This is a genomic window from Bacillus sp. C28GYM-DRY-1, from assembly GCF_030519405.1.
Taxonomy (GTDB): Bacteria; Bacillota; Bacilli; order Bacillales; family Bacillaceae; genus Bacillus; species Bacillus spizizenii_A.
This window is the reverse complement of record NZ_JAUMKF010000009.1, coordinates 83,822-106,691: the sequence shown is the minus strand read 5'-3', so window position 1 is coordinate 106,691 and position 22,870 is coordinate 83,822. Positions and strand designations below refer to the sequence as shown.

The 22,870-nt window shown below is 39.4% G+C and carries 20 protein-coding genes and 1 other annotated feature; of the genes, 18 read left to right on the top strand and 2 right to left on the bottom strand.

Going from position 1 to position 22,870, the window contains the following annotated elements; translation table 11 throughout:
- The first annotated feature begins 44 nt into the window (after nucleotides 1-44).
- From Q3W56_RS10780 to bceB, 15 genes are all read left to right on the top strand, one after another.
- Nucleotides 45-2,792, top strand: coding sequence for a beta-ketoacyl synthase N-terminal-like domain-containing protein (locus Q3W56_RS10780; RefSeq protein WP_302895477.1), 2,748 nt, complete (start codon nucleotides 45-47; stop codon nucleotides 2,790-2,792).
- Between the two features lie 22 nt (nucleotides 2,793-2,814).
- Nucleotides 2,815-3,903, top strand: coding sequence for an ArsR/SmtB family transcription factor (locus Q3W56_RS10775; protein ID WP_302895475.1), 1,089 nt, complete (start codon nucleotides 2,815-2,817; stop codon nucleotides 3,901-3,903).
- The gene (locus Q3W56_RS10770) at nucleotides 3,900-5,549 is read left to right on the top strand and encodes an AMP-binding protein (RefSeq protein ID WP_302895473.1); all 1,650 of its coding nucleotides are present in this window, start codon (nucleotides 3,900-3,902) and stop codon (nucleotides 5,547-5,549) included. Before Q3W56_RS10775 ends, Q3W56_RS10770 begins: the two co-directional genes overlap by 4 nt.
- Before the next feature lie 101 nt (nucleotides 5,550-5,650).
- A complete protein-coding gene (locus Q3W56_RS10765) occupies nucleotides 5,651-5,923 on the top strand; it encodes a YtzC family protein (protein ID WP_019715455.1) in 273 nt (90 codons plus the stop codon).
- A 153-nt stretch (nucleotides 5,924-6,076) separates the two neighbouring features.
- Nucleotides 6,077-6,214 (top strand): hypothetical protein, encoded by a 138-nt coding sequence (locus Q3W56_RS10760; protein WP_019715453.1) that lies wholly within the window; start codon nucleotides 6,077-6,079, stop codon nucleotides 6,212-6,214.
- 33 nt (nucleotides 6,215-6,247) lie between these two features.
- Entirely contained in the window at nucleotides 6,248-6,640 is a 393-nt protein-coding gene (ytrA, locus tag Q3W56_RS10755) for a GntR family transcriptional regulator YtrA (RefSeq protein ID WP_302895470.1), read from the top strand.
- Complete coding sequence (ytrB, locus tag Q3W56_RS10750; RefSeq protein ID WP_003223329.1) at nucleotides 6,633-7,511, top strand: ABC transporter ATP-binding protein YtrB; 879 nt, start codon at nucleotides 6,633-6,635, stop codon at nucleotides 7,509-7,511. The genes ytrA and ytrB overlap by 8 nt, the downstream gene beginning before the upstream one ends.
- Nucleotides 7,505-8,491 (top strand): ABC transporter permease YtrC, encoded by a 987-nt coding sequence (gene ytrC, locus Q3W56_RS10745; RefSeq protein WP_302895467.1) that lies wholly within the window; start codon nucleotides 7,505-7,507, stop codon nucleotides 8,489-8,491. Before ytrB ends, ytrC begins: the two co-directional genes overlap by 7 nt.
- A 29-nt stretch (nucleotides 8,492-8,520) precedes the next feature.
- Nucleotides 8,521-9,498, top strand: coding sequence for an ABC transporter permease subunit (locus tag Q3W56_RS10740; protein WP_302895466.1), 978 nt, complete (start codon nucleotides 8,521-8,523; stop codon nucleotides 9,496-9,498).
- Between the two features lie 14 nt (nucleotides 9,499-9,512).
- Nucleotides 9,513-10,208, top strand: coding sequence for an ABC transporter ATP-binding protein YtrE (gene ytrE / locus Q3W56_RS10735; protein ID WP_003223334.1), 696 nt, complete (start codon nucleotides 9,513-9,515; stop codon nucleotides 10,206-10,208).
- Nucleotides 10,198-11,508, top strand: coding sequence for an ABC transporter permease YtrF (gene ytrF, locus Q3W56_RS10730; RefSeq protein ID WP_302895464.1), 1,311 nt, complete (start codon nucleotides 10,198-10,200; stop codon nucleotides 11,506-11,508). Before ytrE ends, ytrF begins: the two co-directional genes overlap by 11 nt.
- A gap of 96 nt (nucleotides 11,509-11,604) precedes the next feature.
- The gene (gene bceR / locus Q3W56_RS10725) at nucleotides 11,605-12,300 is read left to right on the top strand and encodes a two-component response regulator BceR (RefSeq protein ID WP_029317101.1); all 696 of its coding nucleotides are present in this window, start codon (nucleotides 11,605-11,607) and stop codon (nucleotides 12,298-12,300) included.
- Entirely contained in the window at nucleotides 12,293-13,297 is a 1,005-nt protein-coding gene (locus tag Q3W56_RS10720; RefSeq protein ID WP_302895462.1) for a two-component sensor histidine kinase BceS, read from the top strand. Before bceR ends, Q3W56_RS10720 begins: the two co-directional genes overlap by 8 nt.
- A 101-nt stretch (nucleotides 13,298-13,398) precedes the next feature.
- Nucleotides 13,399-14,160, top strand: a complete 762-nt coding sequence (bceA, locus tag Q3W56_RS10715) for a bacitracin ABC transporter ATP-binding protein BceA (RefSeq protein ID WP_302895461.1) — start codon at nucleotides 13,399-13,401, stop codon at nucleotides 14,158-14,160.
- Nucleotides 14,150-16,090 (top strand): bacitracin ABC transporter permease BceB, encoded by a 1,941-nt coding sequence (gene bceB / locus Q3W56_RS10710; RefSeq protein WP_302895460.1) that lies wholly within the window; start codon nucleotides 14,150-14,152, stop codon nucleotides 16,088-16,090. The genes bceA and bceB overlap by 11 nt, the downstream gene beginning before the upstream one ends.
- A 36-nt stretch (nucleotides 16,091-16,126) precedes the next feature.
- Here the strand turns inward: bceB and Q3W56_RS10705 are convergent, their stop codons facing one another.
- Nucleotides 16,127-16,873: an LMBR1 domain-containing protein gene (locus Q3W56_RS10705; RefSeq protein WP_302895459.1), complete on the bottom strand. Its 747-nt coding sequence runs from the start codon at nucleotides 16,871-16,873 to the stop codon at nucleotides 16,127-16,129.
- A 188-nt stretch (nucleotides 16,874-17,061) separates the two neighbouring features.
- Between Q3W56_RS10705 and Q3W56_RS10700 the strand changes: the two genes are divergently transcribed.
- Nucleotides 17,062-18,255, top strand: a complete 1,194-nt coding sequence (locus Q3W56_RS10700) for an MDR family MFS transporter (protein ID WP_302895458.1) — start codon at nucleotides 17,062-17,064, stop codon at nucleotides 18,253-18,255.
- 236 nt (nucleotides 18,256-18,491) lie between these two features.
- Here the strand turns inward: Q3W56_RS10700 and ytvA are convergent, their stop codons facing one another.
- Entirely contained in the window at nucleotides 18,492-19,277 is a 786-nt protein-coding gene (gene ytvA, locus Q3W56_RS10695; RefSeq protein WP_302895457.1) for a YtvA family blue-light photoreceptor, read from the bottom strand.
- Between the two features lie 393 nt (nucleotides 19,278-19,670).
- Here ytvA and Q3W56_RS10690 point away from each other — a divergent pair, with 393 nt between their 5' ends.
- Complete coding sequence (locus Q3W56_RS10690; protein WP_003223352.1) at nucleotides 19,671-20,006, top strand: DUF4257 domain-containing protein; 336 nt, start codon at nucleotides 19,671-19,673, stop codon at nucleotides 20,004-20,006.
- 103 nt (nucleotides 20,007-20,109) lie between these two features.
- Nucleotides 20,110-20,324, top strand: a binding site (T-box leader).
- A 109-nt stretch (nucleotides 20,325-20,433) separates the two neighbouring features.
- Nucleotides 20,434-22,848, top strand: a complete 2,415-nt coding sequence (gene leuS / locus Q3W56_RS10685) for a leucine--tRNA ligase (protein ID WP_302895456.1) — start codon at nucleotides 20,434-20,436, stop codon at nucleotides 22,846-22,848.
- Nucleotides 22,849-22,870: the final 22 nt, after the last annotated feature.

Here is a 22,870-nt window from a genome sequence, read left to right as displayed (position 1 = left end):
AGCACCTTTTGATGAGGTGCTCTAAAGGAAGGAAGAACAAGTTTATGTTCAATATATTTGAACACATTAATACTAATGATCAACAAACATTCAATAGAAAAGAAATAAAAGATAAGATTGCTGTTATTGGTATTTCTTCGAAGTTACCTAAGGCAAATAACTATAAAGAATTTTGGGAAAACTTGATGAATAAAGTGGATTGTGTAGATTATATTGACAATGAAAGAAAGTTAGATTGTAATAATTTTTTCAACCATATAGGTATGAACTCAGAGAATTTAAAATACCAACAAATGGCGTTTGTGAGTGATGTAGATAAATTTGATTATAGATATTTTAAAATCCCGTATCAAGAAGCATGTTTAATGGATCCTAGACAAAGACTGTTTTTGGAAACGAGTTTTAATTCTTTATTGGATGCAGGATATACAGCAAATCATATTAAAGGGCAAAATGTTGGTGTATATGTTGGAAGTAGTAATAGTGATGCTATATATAATTACGATAAGATTATTTACGATTCATCAATTAGAGATCCAATTAGTATTGTAAACAATTTGCCATCAATGATAGCTAGTAGAGTTTCACATTACTTTGATCTAAAAGGACCAAGTTTGACCATAGATACCTCTTGCTCATCATCTCTAGTAGCTGTTCATGAAGCATGTAAGGCTATTTTATACAAAGAATGTGAAATGGCTATTGCTGGTGGATGTAACTTAAATCTTATACCTCTTCAACATGATGTAAAGTTGGGGATTGAATCAAAGAATTATAGGACAAAAGCATATGATGATGAATCGGATGGAACTGGTTTTGGAGAGGGGATAATTTCTTTCGTGTTAAAACCCTTATATAGTGCCCTAAGAGACAAAGATAATATCCATGCGGTAATCGAGGCAAGCAGCATTCAAAACCATGGAAATTCACTTGGAATAGCTACACCTAGTTTGGATGGCCAGAGAAATCTGATATCTGAAAATTTAAATAAATCTGATGTAGATGTTAATAATCTATCGTTTATAGAAGGTCATGGAACTGGAACAGCTATAGGTGATTTAATAGAATTGGAAGCGATGAGTCAAGTTTTAAAGGACAGAACAGCAAAAAAACAATATTGTCCTATAGGATCTGTTAAGAATAATATAGGTCATCTGCTCAGTGCCTCTGGAGCAGCAGGACTACTGAAATCTATATTGGCAATAAATGAGAAAAAATTTCCTCCTAATATAAATTTTAAAACACCTAACAAAAAAATTGACCTTAGTGACTCACCAATATACATAAATAAACAAGAAGTTAATTTAGATGAAAATGAAAGGTTATTTGCAAGTATAAGTTCTTTTGGAATGAGTGGAACTAACTGTCACATTATTATTTCTAATTACAAGAAAGAAAGAAATTTAACCAAAGAAAAGCCTCTGATTTTCACATTATCTGCTAATGATCTAGAGATTTTGAAAATTAAATTACAAGAATTTTATCACTTTATTTACAACGAGCAAGAATTGATTTTAACTGATGTATCATATACTTTAAACTGTAGAAGGGATCATAACAAATATAGATTAGCTATTATAGCCTCCAATAAAGAAGAATTAATGAAAAAACTCTATGAATGCCTGACTGAACTTGGAAAGGGGAATGAGAGTTTCCAATTACAAGATGCATTTTTAAACAATAATTTGGACATGAAGTATGGACAAATAGAGAGCGGGATTAATCCACTTAATCATGATTTACAGAATATATGTATACAGTATATCAAAGGTAAAAACATCGACTGGCATGAAATTTATCAATATGATTGTCAGGTTGTCTCGTTGCCTGTTTACCCATTTAAAAAAACAAGATGTTGGTATAGTGAAGAAAAAAGAAGTTATATCTTAAAGGATGACATTATTTTAAATAAAAATGAAAAACTTATTGTCGATGCATGGGCAAAAATCTTTGGCGTTAATGAAATTGATTTAAAGCAAGACATTTATGAGGTTGGAGGAGATTCATTAAGCCTAGTGAGTATGTATCATGAAATAAAGGATAAGTTGCCAGAAATAGTATTAGAAACTTTTATTCAAAATGAAAACCTAAGAGAGATACTAGATTATGTTAATCAAAAAGCTAAAAAGTGTGCAGAAATAGATGAACTAATATATGAAACGGATGATTATAAAATTTTTAAATTTTCTAATGGGGTGAATTCTTCAAACACATATTTAATCAGTAGTGAAAATCAAACAATCCTTATTGATTCTGGGGTTAGCATCGATTATTTAACACATTTCTGTGAAAAAGAAAAAATTAAAGGTATTAATCATATTATATTCACCCATTCCCATTTTGACCATACGTATTCAGCTCAAGAAATAAAGAAAAAATTCAAATGTAGTTTTGTAATACATGAAAAAGAATTGAATTTTGCAAAGGATTTAGTGAATAATGGATTGGGACTCATGGGAAAATCATTTATATTCGAAAAAAGCGATATTCTCCTTAAAGAAAATAAAATGATAAAACTTAAAGGATTAGAATTCCTGCCTATTCTTAGCCCGGGACACACATCCGGAAGTATATGTATAAAAATTGATGAATTATTATTTACAGGAGATACTCTATTTAAGGACGAAAATTCTGGAGTTGACAAAAAAACGGGTAACGGAGAATTATTACGAAGATCGATCTCTTATTTACTGAATAACATGAATGAAGATACTATTGTTTGCCCGGGGCACGGAGAAACTTGTTCAATTAAGTATATTAAGGAAAGGTATAAAGATAATAATATTATTTAGACAGTATAAGGGGTTTTTAAAAATGAAAATAAGGTTGAATGACAATGTTGCTGATTTCTCCGATAAAATATCTTCGATTTTATTTTTAAAACATACTAACTTTTTTATAGAATACTGTAATGAAATGAATTTGAACTTAGAAAAAGAATATTATCAATTGTTAGAGGAATTGAAAAAAATAAATAATTTAAACGAAGAATATTTAAACTTTTATTTTGGGAGTTTTTGTGAATATAAGGATGTTGTTAATGCTAATGTTTTTTGTTTAGCAACTTCCTTCTTTAAAGTGTCTGATATATATGACAAGAACTTTTCCGAAGTCATAGATTTTTTATTGAATTATTCTGATAAAGAAGTACAAACAAATATAATACAATCTTTATTGTATTTAAATGGACAATTAGATAGAACTGACATAGATGGATATTTAGATAATATAGATAAGACTTTTTCATTATTAAATGAGTTGAAGATAAAAAATGAATTTAAATGGATTATATTTAAGGTTTTAAAATCTCCGAAAAAATATATAGAACTTTTTTGTGAAAAATTACTATCCATTAATGATAGACTTAATCATGCTTTAACGATATTAATACCATTTAGAGATATTTGGATTGATCAATTGAAGAATATTAATGATGAATTCCCAAAATATATTATTGAGACAATTAAGGGGAAAGAGTATCTAAACTGTAGTTATATTAACATCTACCCTACTCTAATCCCGTATACGGCTACTATATCTAAAAAGCTTGATGAAATTTATCTAGGTCTTGGATATAAAGTTGACCAATTATTTAAAAATGAAAAAATAGATGTTGATCAAATAGTAAATTTATTAAAATTAATATCTGATAAAAGTAAGTTCAAAATATTAATTTTACTAAAAAATAAAAAGTTTTATGCTAACGAAATAGCGGAAGAATTAAATTTGACAAATGCAACAATATCTCATCATATGAGAGTTTTGACAATTCAAGGGTTAGTACAAAGTACCAGAATTCAAAATAAGACTTATTATTACCTAAATACAAAAAAAATAAAATTTCTTTTAGATAACTTAAATGAAAATTTTAAAAATATTATAGATATAGAGGAGAAAAAATGAATAATACAGTTTTTGACATAATAACCGATGCACAACACCGGAATAACAAAGGTATTACATTTATTAGCGGAGCTAATGATGAAACTTATGTTTCTTATCATGATTTATATGAGAAATCAATAAAAATTCTTGGTGTGTTACAAAAGAAAGGTCTGCAAAAAAACGATGAATTAATTTTGCAAATAACAGATAACACTACGTTTATACAAGTTTTTTGGGCATGCATTTTGGGTGGAATTATACCTGTCCCATTAAGTATAGGTTACAATCCTGAACATAAATTAAAGGTAATTCGTATATGGAAAATCCTCAATAATCCGTTTATTATAACAGATTTAAAAAATCTAACTTCTTTACAAGAAATTGCGGAATCGGATATTTCTAATGCTATGTCAAATAAGTCTATACAATTAAATGAAATTAAAGTTGATACTAATTTAATTGGAAAATTAATGCCACCCAAACCAGAAGATATTGCTTTTATTCAGTTCTCTTCAGGGACTACAGGGGATCCAAAGGGAGTTGTTTTGACCCATAAAAATCTTACTACTAATTTATCGGATTTAAATGATGCTTGGGGGACTACAGATGTTGATTCATCGTTAAGTTGGACGCCATTAACTCATGATATGGGGCTCATAGCTGTACATTTAGCATCAACTCTAAAAAAAATTCCACAATATATTATACCAACATCAGTTTTTATAAGAAGACCGAATTTGTGGTTAATGAAAGCAGATGAACATCGAATTACTCAGCTTTATTCACCAAACTTTGGTTTTAAATTTTTTTTAGATCATTATAAGAAAAGAGGTTCTTATAATTGGGATTTATCGTGTGTAAGGCTTATCGCTAATGGGGCTGAACCTATTTCTGCCTTATTATGTGATAACTTTCTACAAGAAATGCGTCAATTTGAATTGAATCCTAATGCGCTTAATACTGTATATGGTTTGGCGGAAGCGACCGTTGCTGTTAGTGTTCCTAAAGTTGGAGAACTTTTTGTTCCTGTCAATGTTGACAGGACTTCTGTTGGTATTGGTCAAAAAGTGAGGGAGATAAATAATCAAAAAGAAAGTATTACTTTTGTTGAAGTCGGAACAGCTGTTAATAATTGTTTACTCCGTATTTGTGATGATTTTAATAATGTTTTAAAAGATGGGTATATAGGTTTTATACAAATAAAAGGTGACAATGTAACATCCGGGTACTATAACAATGAAAGTGCTACAAATGATATTTTGACACCAGATGGTTGGCTAAATACAGGAGATATAGGTTTTATACGTGAAGGTGGTCTTGTTGTTACAGGCAGATCTAAAGATATTATTATTAAAAATGGGCAAAATTATTATGCCCATGATATAGAACGGATTGCAGAAAATGTAAAAGAGGTTGAATTAGGAAATATAGTTGCTTGCGGAATTTATAATGAAGTAAAAGGTGAGGAGGATCTTGTTCTCTTTTTTAGGTGTAAAAAAAGTTTTGACATGACTTTAGTGGATCAAGAGATAAAGAAAGAAATTTCCCAACAGTTAGGATTAGAGGTACATCAAATAATTCCAGTAAGAAAAATTTTAAAAACAACGAGTGGAAAAGTACAAAGAGGAAAAATGAAGGAATATTATAAAGATTATATTAATTAATTTTGTTTATCTAAAAAAAGTTAAATGAGTAGCTTATTGCATATTATTTATTTTATCAAATTGTTAAAGCTATAAATAAGCCTTTATGGAGGAGGTTTTTTATGGCAACAAGACAATCAGTAGATGAACATCTCCAGCAATGTATGCAGGCATATGATTATGCTGAAGAACAGCTGACAATCGCTTCTAAACAAGAGCATTATAATGACCAGGAATACAGCGATGCACAAATGCAGCTTGAAAATGCGGTAAATGCCATAAATAAGCTGTGGCTGTCATCAAATGATCAGCAAAGAGAACAGCTGTACAGAATGAGGCTTCAGCTTCAAGCTTTACAAAATAATATGATCCTGCAGCACCCTCTTGATGTGTAAGAAACGGACCCTTTTGATAAGGGTCCGTTTTTTTGTAGAAAAGGATTGACTTTGTGGATCATAGTGTTTATTGTATTAGGTGTACTAATTGAAGTAATACACTATAGACACTGATAGAAGTCATTTATATATTGAAATTAAAGGGAGGCAGTTATGAAACATAAAAAACGTAACAAACGCAATCTGCCGATGCTGATCGCGGCATCTGTGATCGCTTGTTCTTTTTTTCTTATTCTTGTGATGATCGGATTTGAATGGCAAAAAAGTATAATTGATCAGTTTTATCTATAAAAGGTTCAGATCGTATAGAAAGTAGGGAAGTAAATGATTCAAATCGATCCAAGGAGCTCAACACCTATTTACGAACAAATTATTCAGCAGATGAAAGAGCTTTGTTTGAAAGGGATCATGAAGCCTGGTGATAAGCTTCCTTCTGTCAGAGAATTGGCGACGATCATTATTGCGAATCCGAACACTGTCAGCAAAGCGTATAAAGAGCTTGAGCGAGAGGGGATTATTGAAACGCTTCGGGGCAGAGGGACCTATATATCGGAGAATGCAAAAACGACACTGGTTGAAGGGAAGATGACGATGATTAAAGAGCAACTGAAACAGCTCATCATCGATGCCCATTATACAGGGGTTGAGCTGGAAAAACTGCAGGAATGGATGAAGGAAATCAGCGCTGATGTGAAAGGAGGGCGAGAGAATGATTGAATTACGGCAGCTGTCAAAAACGATTGACGGAAATCAAGTATTAAAAGATGTTTCATTGACAATTGAAAAAGGAGAAATCTTCGGGCTGCTCGGCCGCAATGGGTCAGGCAAAACGACAATGCTTCGCTTAATCCAGCAAATCATTTTCGCCGACAGCGGGACGATCTTGTTTGATGGCGTAGAAATCAAAAAGCATCCGAAGGTCAAACAGAATATCATTTACATGCCTGTTCAAAATCCTTTTTACGACAAGTATACATACAAGCAGCTAGTCGATATCCTAAGAAGAATTTATCCGAAATTTGATGTCACGTACGCGAATGAGCTGATGAACAGATATGAAATTCCAGAAACGAAAAAATACCGCGAACTGTCGACAGGTTTGAAAAAACAGCTGTCGCTCGTTCTGTCGTTTGCAGCGAGACCGGCACTGATTCTTCTTGATGAGCCAACGGATGGAATAGACGCGGTGACAAGACATGATGTATTGCAGCTGATGGTCGATGAAGTGGCGGAGCGTGATACGAGCATCCTGATCACCTCCCACCGCCTTGAGGACATTGAGCGGATGTGCAACCGAATTGGTTTTCTCGAAGATAACAGACTAACCAACGTCATGGATCTTGATGAGTTAAAAGAAGAATACATTAAAATTCAAATGGCCTTCGATACAGATGTCAATTTGGCCATCAGAGAGCAAAACATTCCGATGCTCGATCAGGCCGGTGTGTTTTACACGGTGCTGATCCCGAAAAGCGATGAGGAGAACAAGAGCTTTTTGAGAGAGCTGAAGCCAAAAGTGTGGAATGAGCTTCCTGTCAACTTGGAAGAAGTGTTCATTGCGAAGTTTGGAGGGAAGCGGAGATGGTAGACCGAGGTCTCCTCTATCGAGAGTGGAAGCAGAATCAAGTGGTGATTTTGTTAAGTATTGTGTTTTTAGTGCTGGCAAATCCGCTTTCTATCGTTAATACGTATTTGTCTTATCAAGGGTGTTTGGCTCATCATGACCCGCAATATTGTGATTTTATTGTAAATTATCATAGAAGCAATCTGATAGGTATCAACTGGGTGCCGGGTGTCATTTTGGCGGTTTGCTTCCTGGGAATGGAACGTTCGAAAGGCACGATGGATTTTATATTAAGCCTCCCTTATAACAGAAGCCACATTTTTCAGACGAAATTTTGGTTAGGCGGTTTAGTGATTGTACTATCACAATTGATTGGCTTTTTACTCGCATGGCTGCTGATACTTGTTTACCAACCTGAGCATGTGTACTATTTCGAGCACAGCAGCGTTGGTGTAATGGTGATTAGTTTTATGGCTTACTGTTTGTTAATGGCCGCAGGGGCATTAACGGGGAATGTTTTTGCCCAATTATTAACGGCATTTGCTGCTGCGGTATTGCCCTATTTAATTGTTGCTTTGCCAGCTGGAAACGTTGAAGTCGTGCTTGGAGTGAGTATATGGGAACTATTCCCTTCCCCAAAGGCTTATTTTTCTCTAACGAGCAATTTATTGTATCTAGTACCGATTAGTTACGTTGCAAATGAATGGCTAGCTAACAGTAAATATATTTTGTTGATTCCATCGGTAATGAGCATTCTATTTTACTTGATTGGCTTTATAAGCTTCAAAAAGCATCCAAGTGAACGAAACGGACACTTTTTCCTTTGGAAGAGATTAGACCGTCCGGTACAAATACTGGTTATGTCTTTCGGAATTCTTGGATTTGGGTTATTTGGATATTACTCTGGAAATTCCTTCATTGGTTATGTTTTGGGGATGGTTATTGGAGCTGTAGTTGGATTCTTTGTGAGCTACTTCTCTATTTATAAGAAAACGAAACATTAAGAAATACTTTCGGTTTGGAGGGAAGTGATTTGCCGGACTTTGGGCTGTTTTATAAAGAGTGGAGGCAAAATAAAGCTCTGTTAACTACGATTTTTGTGGCATTTATGATTAACAATCCTTTTACCGTTTTAAGTAAGTATAACTCATATCGAGGTTGCGCCGCTCAACAGAGTGAGTGGGGAGGAACCTGCCTATTTACAATCGATTATTTTCACGGCACATTTATCTCATTGTTTTGGATTTGGGGTGTCGTTTTGGCCGTCAGCCAGATTGGGATTGAACGTAGTAAGGGTTTGTCTGAATTTACTTTAAGCCTTCCTTATACAAGAGGCCAGGTATTTAACGCAAAGTTTATGATAGGCGGCATGGTGATTGTGGTACCGCAACTCATAGGCTATGTTTTATCTGTTTTGTTGCTGGTGCTTTTGAAACCTGATCAGGTGTTTTATTTTCATTACTACAGCTTAGGCATGATTATCGTCAGCATGTTGGCTTATTCTCTTGTCATGGCGGGCGGAGCTCTTACAGGCCATATTTTTGCCCAGCTGCTAGTGTCATTTACCGTCGTTATTTCACCTTTTTTAGTTATTACCTTGCCTGCAATTAGTATGGATATCCTTTTTGGCGGGAGATTGGCATTTTTGGATTTCCCTATACCAGAATGGATGATGTATGTATTTCCGATTACGTATGTTGTTCCAAACTGGGTTGGGCATTCACCGTATTACTTAGTAATTCCGACTGTGATGAACATCATGTTTTACATCATCGGGTACATTAGCTTCACCAAAATGTCAAATGAACGAAACGGGTCCTTCTTTTTGTGGAAAGCATTGGATCTACCGGTGCAAGTGATTGTCATTATATTTGGCATTTTAGGCTTCGGCTGCTTCGGATACGCCGCAAGCGGGGGTATCGGAGGCTATCTCTTTGGCATGGCCGCAGGCGCTGTGATTGGTTTTCTTATCAGCTATTTTGCGATTTATAAAAAAACAAAACATGTATAAGGGAGAGAGAAAAGATGATTGATGTTCAGCATATTAACCATTCTTTCACGATCGGAAAAAAGGGCCGTGAGAATGAAGTGCCTGTCTTAAAAGATGTCTCGTTGACTGTTGCGAAAGGGGAAATCGCCTGTATCGTCGGACGAAGCGGGTCGGGGAAGTCAACGCTTCTGAATTTGATTTCAGGCTACATCTCACCAACAAAAGGGCGTATTGTGATTAACGGAACTGATGTCACGGGCTTTAATGAAAAGGAATGGGCTCAATTCCGCCTTGAACACTTTGGGTTTATATTTCAAAGCTTTCAGCTTATCCCGGGATTAACGACGTATGAAAATGTTGAAATGCCGCTGGCGTTAAAAGGGATTAAACCGTCTGAACGCAAGCAAAAGGTGCAGGACATGCTGAAACGCGTCGGTCTGGAAAATCACGCCGCCCATTATCCGAATGAACTGTCAGGCGGCCAGCAGCAGCGTGTCAGTATTGCGCGAGCGTTGATTTTAAACCCATCCATTATTTTAGCGGATGAGCCGACGGGAAGCCTTGATTCAGAAACGGAACAGGAAGTGCTGAATTTGATTCAACAGCTAAACCGTGAGCGGGGCATTACATTTGTGATCATTACTCACGATGATGAAGTGGCTTCCATCGGACACTCGAAATTTCAGCTTCATGACGGCGTGTTAAAAGGGGGAATTACCGTTGAGGTTTAAGGATCAGGTTCATTTTATTAGAAGAAATATGAAGAAAAACAGGCTCCGTGTCTTTATGACAGTGCTGGCGACGACAATGGCGTGTGCGTTTTTGGTTGTGCTGTCATCTGTTGGATTCGGCATTCAAAAGACGATTACGGATATCACGATGAGCCAGCAGGTTGTGACCAAAGTCAGTGTAATGGGCAAGGAAGGCGATAAGCCCATTAAAAAAGCTGATTTAGAGAAGTACAATCATGTAAGATCAGTTGTAGAAAGAACGCAAGTATATGAACCAAACAAAGCAACTTTAGGCAATCGTACAAATGAAAGCTCTAATTTAATCTTTACCAATATGAATGATGAACTGAAGGCCAATATGGAGTTGGAAAAAGGAAGAGTCGCAAAGTCGGAAAACGAAATCGTAGTAGGATACGACTTTGCAAAGAGATTATTAACGAAAAAAGAATCGGAAGATTATAACAAAAAAATCGAGGAAGCAAGTGGAAACCTGGATGATATAAAAGAACCAGAGGGCTATACGAAAGATATTCTGAACAAAACGATTGAATTAAGTGTATCAAAGACAGATTCTAAAACAGGGGATGTTGAAAAAACAAAAACATATGACTTTAAAATTGTCGGTATTACAAAAAAGCCATCTCAAGATTGGATGGAGGACTCAAACATTTTTATCAGTGAGCAATTTAAGAAAGATTTTTCGGAATTCTTAGACTTCAAAGGCGGAAATGCTGAAACAAACATTAGTGTTTTTGCTGATAAATTTGAGAACGTGGAACAGCTGACAAATGATCTGACAGATGACGGATACTATGTCACATCAGTTACGACCGAACTTGAAGGAGTCAACACCTTCTTCATGGTCTTTAAAATCGGCTTGATCTTTGTCGGATGTATCGCTGTTGTTATCTCAGCAATCGGCATTTTTAACACGATGACGATGGCAGTTACTGAAAGAACGCAGGAAATCGGCATTATGAAAGCGATTGGGGCGAGCCCGTCTATCATTCGCCGAATGTTTCTAATGGAAAGCGCGTATATTGGGATTTTAGGCTGTGTGATTGGGATTATTATTTCTTACGGCGTGAGCTACCTTGTCAACCTGGCCGTTCCAGTGATTCTCGCGGCGACAGGCGGAGGCGAAGCGGGCGATTTGAATTACACATTCTCCTATATCCCGGGCAGCCTTGTGATCATTGCCGTTGTGATTTGCGGAGGGGTTGCGGTGATTTCCGGTATGAACCCGGCAAGAAAAGCGACCAAAACCAACGTGCTGACTGCGTTGAGAAGAGAATTATAATGGTTACGAGCCGGCTGAGACAGCCGGCTTTCTCTATAGCGTATGAAGGTGTTTTGCTATACACTTGATAAAAAAGGAAAAAGTGCGGTGAGTCGATTGTTTAAACTTTTGCTGATTGAAGATGATGAATCGCTGTTTCATGAAATCAAGGATCGCTTAACGGGATGGTCCTATGATGTATATGGCATTCAGGATTTCAGTCAAGTGCTGCAGGAATTTGCGGCGGTTAAGCCTGATTGCGTCATTATTGATGTCCAGCTTCCTAAATTTGACGGGTTTCATTGGTGCCGGCTGATCCGCTCCCGGTCAAATGTTCCGATTCTCTTTTTATCCTCCCGTGATCATCCTGCTGATATGGTCATGTCCATGCAGCTTGGTGCAGATGACTTTATTCAAAAGCCGTTTCATTTTGATGTGCTGATTGCGAAAATCCAAGCGATTTTCCGGCGCGTGCATCATTATAATACGGAGCCGAGCACGATCAAAACATGGTGCGGGGCTGCCATAGACACAGAGCAGAACATCGTCAGCAATGACGAAGGCTCTGTTGAACTGACTAAAAATGAAATGTTCATTCTAAAACAGCTAATAGAACAAAAAAACAAGATCGTCAGCCGGGAAGAGCTGATCAGAAGCTTGTGGAACGATGAGCGTTTTGTGAGTGATAATACGCTGACCGTCAATGTCAACCGCCTGCGGAAAAAACTGGATGACTTGCAGCTTGGCACATATATCGAGACAAAGGTCGGCCAAGGCTACATGGCGAAGGAAGAGGATCATTTCTATGATTAAAGCATTCCTTACCGAAAGGCGAAGCTGGATTGCCGTGTTTTTGTTTCAGCAGGTTTTAATTTTATTCGTTGCTCTTGTTGATCCCTCTATTTCATTTGAAAATGTTCTTTATATGGTGTATTTGTGCGGCTTGTTCTTTATGATATTTCTTCTTGCCCGCTATCGGAAAGAAACGGTGTTTTATAAAAGCCTGCAAACATGGGAGAACAATCTTGATGTGACAGCGATAAATGAACCGGAAACGCCGTTTGAATCAATGGTTGAAAGAAGCATTATCGGGCAAACGGAACACTTGAAGCAGACAGCAGCCCGGCATCGCTTGGCATTAGAAAATGAAAAAGATGAGCTGATGGCATGGATCCATGAGGTCAAAACCCCATTGACAGCGATGCATTTAATCATTGATAGAATGGAAGACCAAGCTTTGAAATCCCAGCTATCATATGAATGGCTGCGTATTCACCTGCTTTTAGATCAGCAGCTGCATCAAAAGCGCATTTCATTTATTGAAAACGATCTGTCTGTGGAATTCATTCAGCTTCAGCCATTGATCTTTAAGGAAATCAAAGATTTACAATCGTGGTGTATCCAAAAAGGGATCGGCTTTGATATTCAGCTGGAGGCTGAAGAAGTGCTGAGCGATGCAAAATGGCTGGCGTTTATGATCAGGCAGCTGCTTACAAATGCGGTGAAATACAGCGAAGCCTCTGAAATTGAAATCAAAAGCTTTCAAAAAGGGGAACAGACACAGCTCCAAGTGAAAGACTTTGGCAGGGGCATTGCGCCAAAAGATATGCCGCGTATTTTTGAGAAAGGATTTACATCTACAACGGACCACCATGATCAAGCGTCCACTGGCATGGGACTGTACTTGGCAAAAAAAGCCGCGGCGCCGTTATTGATCCATATTGATGTTGATTCAAAGTTAGGTGTGGGGACAGTTTTTACATTAACCTTTCCGAAACGGAATCAATTTGAACGTGTCATAAGCATGTGACGAAAATGTCACATGCTTTTCTTTTTTGTTCGCCGTATCGAAGGAAAAGCCCGGCATTCCTTTTTATAATGAGATTATCCAATATAAAGGAGATTATAGAAATGATGATCTTACAAGCAAATAAAATTCGAAAAAGCTATGGAAACAAGCTGAATAAACAAGAAGTGCTCAAAGGCATTGATATCCATATCCAAAAAGGCGAATTTGTCAGTATTATGGGGGCATCAGGGTCCGGGAAAACCACATTGCTTAACGTACTGTCTTCGATTGATCAGGTCAGTCACGGAACGATCAACATTAACGGAAACGAAATGACTTCTATGAAGGAAAAGCAACTGGCTGAATTTAGAAAACAGCATTTAGGGTTTATCTTTCAAGATTACAATTTGTTAGACACATTGACAGTGAAAGAGAATATCCTTCTGCCATTATCGATCACGAAGCTATCAAAAAAGGAAGCCAATCGCAAATTTGAGGAAGTTGCAAAGGAACTGGGAATTTATGAATTGCGGGATAAGTACCCGAATGAAATTTCTGGCGGCCAGAAGCAGAGAACATCCGCCGCAAGAGCGTTTATTCATGATCCGAGTATTATTTTCGCTGATGAACCGACCGGTGCGCTCGATTCAAAATCAGCCTCTGATCTATTAAACAAGCTGAGCCAGCTCAATCAGAAACGCAGCGCCACGATTATTATGGTCACCCATGATCCTGTCGCGGCCAGTTACTGCGGGAGAGTCATTTTCATTAAAGACGGGCAAATGTTTACACAGCTGAATAAAGGAGGCCAAGACAGGCAGACGTTTTTTCAGGATATTATGAAAACGCAGGGCGTGTTAGGCGGGGTGCAGCATGAACATTAATCAGCTTATCCTGCGAAATCTGAAAAAGAATATCAGGAATTATTACCTCTATGTGTTTGCCTTAATCTTTAGTGTGGCGCTTTATTTCGCATTTGTCACACTCCAATATGACCCGTCCATTAATGAAGTAAAAGCTTCCATTAAAGGCGCCGCGGCTATTAAAACCGCTTCAATTTTGCTTGTGGCTGTTGTATCAATCTTTATTTTGTATGCCAATACCATTTTTATTAAAAGACGGAGTAAAGAGATCGGGCTGTTTCAACTAATCGGAATGACAAAACACAAGATCTTTCGTATCTTAAGTGCGGAAAATATCATGCTGTATTTCGGCTCCTTGGCGATTGGGGTAGTGGCTGGGTTTTCGATATCGAAGCTTGTTTTGATGATCCTGTTCAAAATCGTCGATGTCAAAGCTGATGCAAAACTGCATTTTTCAGAGCAAGCCTTGGTTCAAACAATCATTGTGTTCTGCGGCATTTACCTTTTGATTATGATCATGAATTATACATTTATTAAAAAACAAAGCATTTTATCTTTGTTTAACGTAACGTCTTCCACTGAGGATAAAGTGAAGAGAATCTCTTTTTTCCAGATGCTGATCGGGGCGCTGGGCATCGTGTTGATTTTAACGGGATATTACGTGTCTTCCGAGCTGTTTAGCGGAAAATTCAAGACCATAAACGAACTGTTTTTCGCAATGAGTTTTATCTTAGGGTCCGTCATTATCGGGACGTTTCTCTTTTATAAAGGATCGGTTACGTTTATCTCGAACATCATTCGGAAAAGCAAGGGCGGCTACTTGAATATCTCAGAGGTTCTGTCACTGTCATCAATTATGTTCAGAATGAAATCGAACGCGTTGCTATTGACGATTATTACAACCGTTTCAGCGCTCGCCATCGGGCTGTTATCGCTCGCTTATATTTCGTATTACTCGGCAGAAAAGACTGCTGAACAAAATGTAGCAGCTGACTTTTCATTCATGAATGAGAAAGATGCCAAACAATTTGAGAGCAGTTTGAGTGAAAATGACATTTCGTATGTTCGAAAAGAAATGCCTGTCCTGCAAGCGTCTTTTGATCTCACAAATATCATGGATGGAACCTCGAAAGAGATGCAGGGCGATCCCAGCAACACACAGCTTGCTGTTGTTAGCGAAAAAGATGTAAAAGGAGTCGATGTGGCGGCTGGAGAAGCCGTTTTCTCAGGATACACCGACTTGCTGAAAAAAATAATGGTTTTAAAAGATTCCGGCAGCATCAAAGTAAAAAGCAAGCATGAGACACAATCATTACACTATAAAGGATTAAGAGAGGAGTTTCTGGTATCCTACACGTTTACAAGCGGGGGAATGCCCGCAGTCATAGTGGATGACAACCTGTTCAAACAGCTGAACAAAGATAAAGACCCTCGCATTCAGCTGGCGCAACCTGAATTTATCGGCTTCAATATGAAACATGAAGAACAGCTTGAAAAAGCAAATGCGCTTTTTTATAAGGTGAACAAGAATGATCAGCATTTATCAAGATTGGATACAAGCATTGTCCAAAAATCACTGTTTGGTCTCGTGATGTTCATCGTCGGCTTCTTAGGATTAACGTTCCTGATTACATCAGGATGTATCCTTTATTTTAAACAAATGGGTGAAAGTGAAGATGAAAAACCGAATTATACGATTTTGAGAAAACTCGGTTTTACGCAGGGCGACCTGATAAAGGGGATACGCATTAAACAAATGTACAACTTTGGCATTCCGTTGGTTGTCGGCCTCTTCCACAGCTACTTCGCCGTCCAATCCGGCTGGTTCTTATTCGGATCTGAGGTGTGGACGCCAATGATAGTGGTGATGGTGTTATACACTGCGCTCTACTCCATTTTTGGTTTTCTGTCAGTTGTCTATTATAAGAAGGTTATTAAATCTTCGTTGTGAAACAGCAAAAGCTCCAGAAATTCTGGAGCTTTTTGTTTACCGTTTTGGTGCCCGGTAGCCGGCGGCTTCAGCTTCTTCAACTGAACAAAACATGTCAGCCGGGTCGGTTGTTCGGTCATAGTATGTACTGCCCGGCGTGTGGTAGATGCCGTTTTTGCTTCCTTTAATATTACAGCCCACTGCTGTGTCAGCTGTTGGGGCTTCATCGCTTGTATAGGTATTGTTTGAAGAATTTCCAGTGTCTTCAAGCGAACTGGCAGTTTGGCTTTTTGCCTCTTTCAATTGTTTTTCAAGCTTTGTGTTATCTTGGTGGAGTGTTTCATTTTCAGCCTTTACCGTTTTTGTATCTTCTTTGAGCTTTTTTTGATTTTCTTGAAGCTCTTTAATCTCAGTTTTTAATGATTTCTGAGTCTTTTTTAGCTCGCTATTTTCTTTTTCAAGCTGTTCAAGCTTGTCCTGATCTACTGTATTGTTTTTCAATTTTTTTGCTTCAGTGCTGACAGACTTATATTCTTTCTCAAGTGCTTCATGCTCTTTTGTGAGACTTTTATATTCGGCGTGTAGCGCTGAATACTTTTTTTCAGCATTAGCTGCAGCAGCATCAGGTTCTGACAATCCTGCTCCAATGAAAAGCAGCACCAGGCCTCCTATCAAAAGCGGCCAAAAGAGTTTCGTAGAGAAACGTCTTTCTTTTTTCAGCACATATCTGACGAGGTGATACAATCCATAGCCAAGCGAAATGAGACATGTGAGAAAACCTAAGAATGCGAATGCCATTTCCATAATATTCCCCCTTTTTCTACTTATTTTACAATTTTTGAACAATATTTGTTAGATTTTTTCACGCTCATCAGTTGAAAAATGTGAGACGGAGAGATAGAATGAATGTGCTATGATAACTCGATTCGTACGGAGCCGTTTTAGGTTTCGTTTTTTTCATGAGCTTTTTTAGGTAAGAAAGGGGGATTAGTATGCCGCGTGCTCTTAAAATTTTAATCATTGGAATGTTTATCAATGTGACGGGTGCTTCTTTTTTATGGCCGCTGAATACAATTTATATCCATAATCATTTAGGAAAGTCATTAACAGTAGCCGGGCTTGTGCTGATGCTGAATTCCGGCGCCAGTGTAGCAGGAAATTTATGCGGCGGTTTTTTGTTTGATAAAATCGGCGGCTTTAAATCAATTATGCTTGGGATTGCGATTACATTAGCAAGCTTGATGGGCCTTGTCTTCTTTCATGAGTGGCCTGCCTATATTGTGTTGCTGACAATTGTGGGCTTTGGTTCCGGTGTTGTTTTTCCGGCCAGCTATGCAATGGCTGGATCGGTGTGGCCTGAAGGGGGAAGGAAGGCATTTAATGCGATCTATGTTGCGCAAAACGCGGGGGTGGCCGTCGGCTCAGCGCTTGGCGGTGTCGTGGCGTCTTTCTCGTTTTCTTACGTATTTTTGGCGAATGCTGCATTGTATCTGCTCTTTTTCTTTATCGTATATTTCGGATTTCGAAATATACAGACGAAGGATGCGTCTCAAACATCGGTGCTTGATTATGATGCTGTAAACAGCAAAGCAAAATTTGCTGCACTCATCATATTAAGCAGCGGCTATGTGCTTGGATGGCTGGCATATTCCCAGTGGTCTACCACGATTGCTTCGTACACGCAAAGCATTGGGATATCTCTTTCCTTATACAGCGTGCTGTGGACGGTTAACGGAATTTTAATTGTGCTTGGCCAGCCGATTGTCAGCTTTGTGGTGAAAAAATGGGCAGAGTCGCTGAAAGCGCAAATGGTCATCGGATTTATCATTTTCATTGTATCCTTCAGTATGCTGCTGACGGCAAAGCACTTCCCAATGTTTTTGGCTGCCATGGTGATCCTGACCATCGGGGAAATGCTTGTCTGGCCTGCGGTGCCGACGATTGCCAACCAGCTTGCCCCTAAAGGGAAGGAAGGATTTTATCAAGGCTTTGTCAACAGCGCGGCGACAGGCGGCAGAATGATTGGTCCGTTGTTCGGCGGTTTGCTTGTCGATCACTTCGGCATTCAGGCTCTTGTTTTATCTCTTATGGTTTTGCTGTTGATTAGTATTGCCACAACGCTTTTATATGACAAACGAATAAAACCGGCTACAGAAACAAATAAGCGAGCATCAATCTCTTCATAATAAAAGATCCCGCCGGATGAGCGGGATCTTTCAGCGTGTCGACAAACCCTCGCATTCGTTGTCAGGCCTGCGCTTCGGTGCTCACGAATTAGAACATTCGCTCCGCTCCTATGCTCGTCCTTCCTAGACTTCAAGGGTTTTCAATCACGCTGAAAAGATGACAAAATCCTAAAATGAAAACCATTTTAGGATTTTGTCAACAATCTGAAAGATCCCGCCGGATGAGCGGGATCTTTTTACATTATCGGAAGCACGTTCACGGCATCCTTTACATTAGAATATGTTTTCAGCGATGAGAAATTGGCGTCCAGTTTATTCATTTTCATGGCCAATTCAGGCTTGATGCCGGTAATGATTAATTCGGTTCCAGTCAATTTCAGCAAATGGCTTAACTTGAAAATCTGGTCGGCGGTTTGTTCATTTACTTGGGCCAAACCCGATAAATCAATGATCAAATAATCGTCCTTGGATGTTGATAAGATATTCGTTAATGTGCTGACGATGTAATTAAATCGCTCCTCTGTCAGGTTGCCGACTAGCGGAAGAGCCGAAATGCCGTTGCGAATCGGGACAATAGGCGTTGAAAGTGCAGTAATTTCTGTGAGGGAATCCTCGAGAAGCTTTTCATACTCTTTTTGCTGGGTGATGTCCTTTTGAATTCCGACAAAATAGGTTTTGTCTTCGATCTCCAGCGGATCAATACTCAATTCATTCCAGAACATCGTTCCGTCTTTTTTGTAGTTTTGGATCTGAACGGTAACCGGCTCTTTATTTTGCAAAGCAATTCTGATGTTGTCTATATCAGCGGGTTCTGTATGTTTCCCCTGTAAGAAGCGGCAGTTCTTTCCTAGAATCTCCCCGGCTTCATAGCCGGTCATTTGAACAAAGCCTTGGTTTACGTAAACAATAGGATTATCTTCAAGTGCAGGATCTGTGATTACCACACCGACTCGTGCGTGGTCAAGCGCTTTTTTGATGACATCCAGCTGTCCTTGTATTCCAAATGATTGAAAACTAGCCATATAAATCCCCCTTAGGCTGTCAGCTAACTGTGCGAAAGCCTGATATTCCCCTTTTTTTAATGAATTCTACAGTAACCGTAGCACAACACATGTTCTGATTCAAGCAAGCGCAGTTTGATGTTTGTCATCAAGGCTTGTCCTCGTATACACTAAAAATAAGAACAGAGATTGAACATATGAATGGAAGTAGCTAAGTGAGTGACTAGGTCAATGTCACTGGGTGAAAAATGAATCCAATGCATCAAGCTTACCGATCATATGTTCACATATAATGGAAGAAACAAGCTTTTCTCAGATTTGCCAGTATGTAGATATCGAAAATCATCGGAATTGTTTAAGGGGGCTGGATGGCCTGAAGTCGCTTTACGAAATAAGGGCTTTAGGAAGGTGATGATGAAGATGCTGCATCAGGTACTCATTGCTTGTGTAATTGGAGGAATCATGGGGATTCTCGGTCATGTGAAAAAGAGAGGCAGGCTGGAGAAGCCCAGAATGACGAAGCGGTTTATTTATCTTGGATTTTTGGAAGATTGGTTTATCGGAATGACAGCTTCCATTTTACTTGTATTATCCGCTGACCCCGATTCAGGAATTCAACTTGTCATCTTATCCATTATCTCAGGCTACGGCGGTGAAGCTGTTCTCAGAAGCTTTGACTTTGTAAGAGAAATGAACAGCGGCGGCGAACCGGCCGAGTCCAAACGTCAAACCAAAACTCCACCCGAATAATTGTCCTCAATCTTCGCCCGTTCAGGGTACATTCCCATTGTATACAAACCTGCTTGCACTTATGAACAGAATTCTATAAAATACAGTTAAGATTACGGTTGCGATAAGAACAATGAAGAGGAGCAGTAAGAAGCAGATATTGTTGCAGAGAGTTGACGGCTGGTGAAAGTCAATCAAGTTTGTTTCCGAACTCACCTCAGAGTTGCAGCGGTGAAAAGCCGCTGACGCATAACTGCGTTAAAAGTATCAAGTGAGTGCGGCTCATGCCGCGCTAACGAGGGTGGTACCGCGGGAAAACGAAAGTCTCTCGTCCCTTTTTGGGATGAGGGAGTTTTTTTTAGTTTGGGAATATTCTGAATATAATTCTCTCCTTCCCGTCACTACTTAAACCATAAACGCCGTATTCAATCAGAAGGAGGTTTTTACTTTGAGTTTTCAGCACAAAGAGATAGAAAAGAAATGGCAAACATATTGGCTTGAAAACAAAACATTTGCCACTCTTGATCATAATGAAAAACAAAAATTTTACGCGCTGGACATGTTCCCTTATCCGTCTGGAGCAGGGTTGCACGTCGGCCATCCTGAAGGATATACAGCGACAGATATCCTGTCCCGTATGAAGCGTATGCAGGGCTATGATGTCCTTCATCCAATGGGCTGGGATGCATTCGGCCTGCCGGCTGAACAATACGCGCTTGACACAGGGAACGATCCCGCTGTGTTTACGAAGCAGAATATTGATAATTTCCGCCGCCAAATTCAGTCGCTTGGCTTCTCATATGACTGGGATCGTGAAATCAACACGACTGACCCCGAATACTATAAATGGACACAATGGATTTTCTTAAAACTTTACGAAAAAGGCCTTGCTTACGTTGACGAAGTGCCTGTAAACTGGTGCCCTGCGCTTGGGACGGTTCTTGCTAACGAAGAAGTCATTGACGGCAAGAGCGAACGCGGCGGCCATCCGGTCGAGAGACGCCCGATGAAGCAGTGGATGCTGAAAATTACAGCATATGCGGACAGGCTTCTTGAAGACTTGGAAGAGCTTGACTGGCCGGAGAGCATTAAAGACATGCAGCGCAACTGGATCGGCCGTTCTGAAGGCGCGCACGTTCATTTTGCTGTAGATGGACATGCTGAATCCTTTACGGTGTTTACGACAAGACCAGATACGCTGTTTGGCGCTACATACACTGTCCTTGCTCCGGAACACGCATTGGTGGAAAACATTACAACGGCAGAGCAAAAAGAAGCTGTTGAAGCATATATCAAAGACATTCAATCAAAGAGTGACCTTGAGCGTACAGATCTTGCGAAAACAAAGACAGGCGTTTTCACAGGAGCTTATGCGATCAATCCGGTAAACGGAGAAAAATTGCCGATCTGGATTGCGGATTACGTCCTTGCTTCATACGGAACAGGTGCTGTTATGGCTGTTCCTGGCCACGATGAGCGTGATTTTGAATTCGCCAAAACATTCGGCCTTCCGGTGAAGGAAGTCGTGAAAGGCGGAAACGTTGAGGAAGCAGCGTACATTGGCGACGGCGAGCACGTGAACTCAGATTTTCTGAACGGCCTTAACAAGCAGGAAGCGATTGAGAAAGTGATCGCTTGGCTGGAAGAAACGAAAAACGGCGAGAAGAAAGTGACGTACCGTCTGCGCGACTGGCTCTTCAGCCGCCAGCGTTATTGGGGCGAACCGATTCCGGTCATTCATTGGGAAGACGGAACATCAACGGCTGTGCCGGAAGAGGAGCTGCCGTTGATTTTGCCGAAAACGGATGAAATCAAACCGAGCGGAACAGGCGAATCACCGCTTGCGAACATTAAAGATTGGGTGGAAGTCACAGACCCTGAGACAGGGAAAAAAGGAAGAAGAGAAACGAATACAATGCCGCAATGGGCGGGAAGCTGCTGGTATTTCTTGCGCTATATTGATCCGCGCAATCCGGATCAGCTGGCATCACCAGAAAAATTGGAAAAATGGCTTCCGGTTGATATGTATATCGGCGGTGCAGAACATGCCGTGCTTCACCTTCTGTATGCCCGCTTCTGGCATAAGTTCCTTTATGATATCGGTGTAGTGCCGACGAAAGAACCGTTCCAAAAGCTTTACAACCAAGGCATGATTCTCGGCGAAAACAACGAAAAAATGAGTAAATCTAAAGGGAACGTTGTCAATCCTGACGAAATCGTTGCTTCTCACGGCGCTGATACGCTGAGATTGTACGAAATGTTTATGGGGCCGCTTGATGCTTCAATCGCCTGGTCTGAATCAGGCTTAGACGGCGCGCGCCGCTTCCTAGACCGCGTATGGCGCCTGTTTGTTGAAGACAACGGTGAGCTTAATGGCAAAATCGTTGAAGGCGCTGGTGAAACATTGGAGCGTGTGTATCATGAAACGGTCATGAAAGTCACAGACCATTATGAAGGCCTTCGTTTCAACACGGGTATTTCCCAGCTGATGGTCTTTATTAATGAAGCGTATAAAGCAACAGAGCTTCCGAAAGAATATATGGAAGGCTTCGTAAAGCTTCTTTCTCCAATCGCGCCTCACTTAGCGGAAGAGCTTTGGGAGAAGCTTGGCCATTCCGGCACGATTGCGTACGAAGCTTGGCCTGTATATGATGAAGCAAAACTTGTGGATGATGAAGTTGAAATCGTTGTTCAGCTGAACGGAAAAGTAAAAGCGAAATTACAGGTTCCTGCTGATGCAACGAAAGAACAGCTGGAAGAGCTTGCTCAAGCAGACGAAAAGGTCAAAGAGCAGCTTGAAGGCAAAACGATTCGAAAAATCATCGCGGTGCCTGGCAAGCTTGTCAATATTGTGGCAAACTAAGCCTGAGAAAAAACCCCCTTTG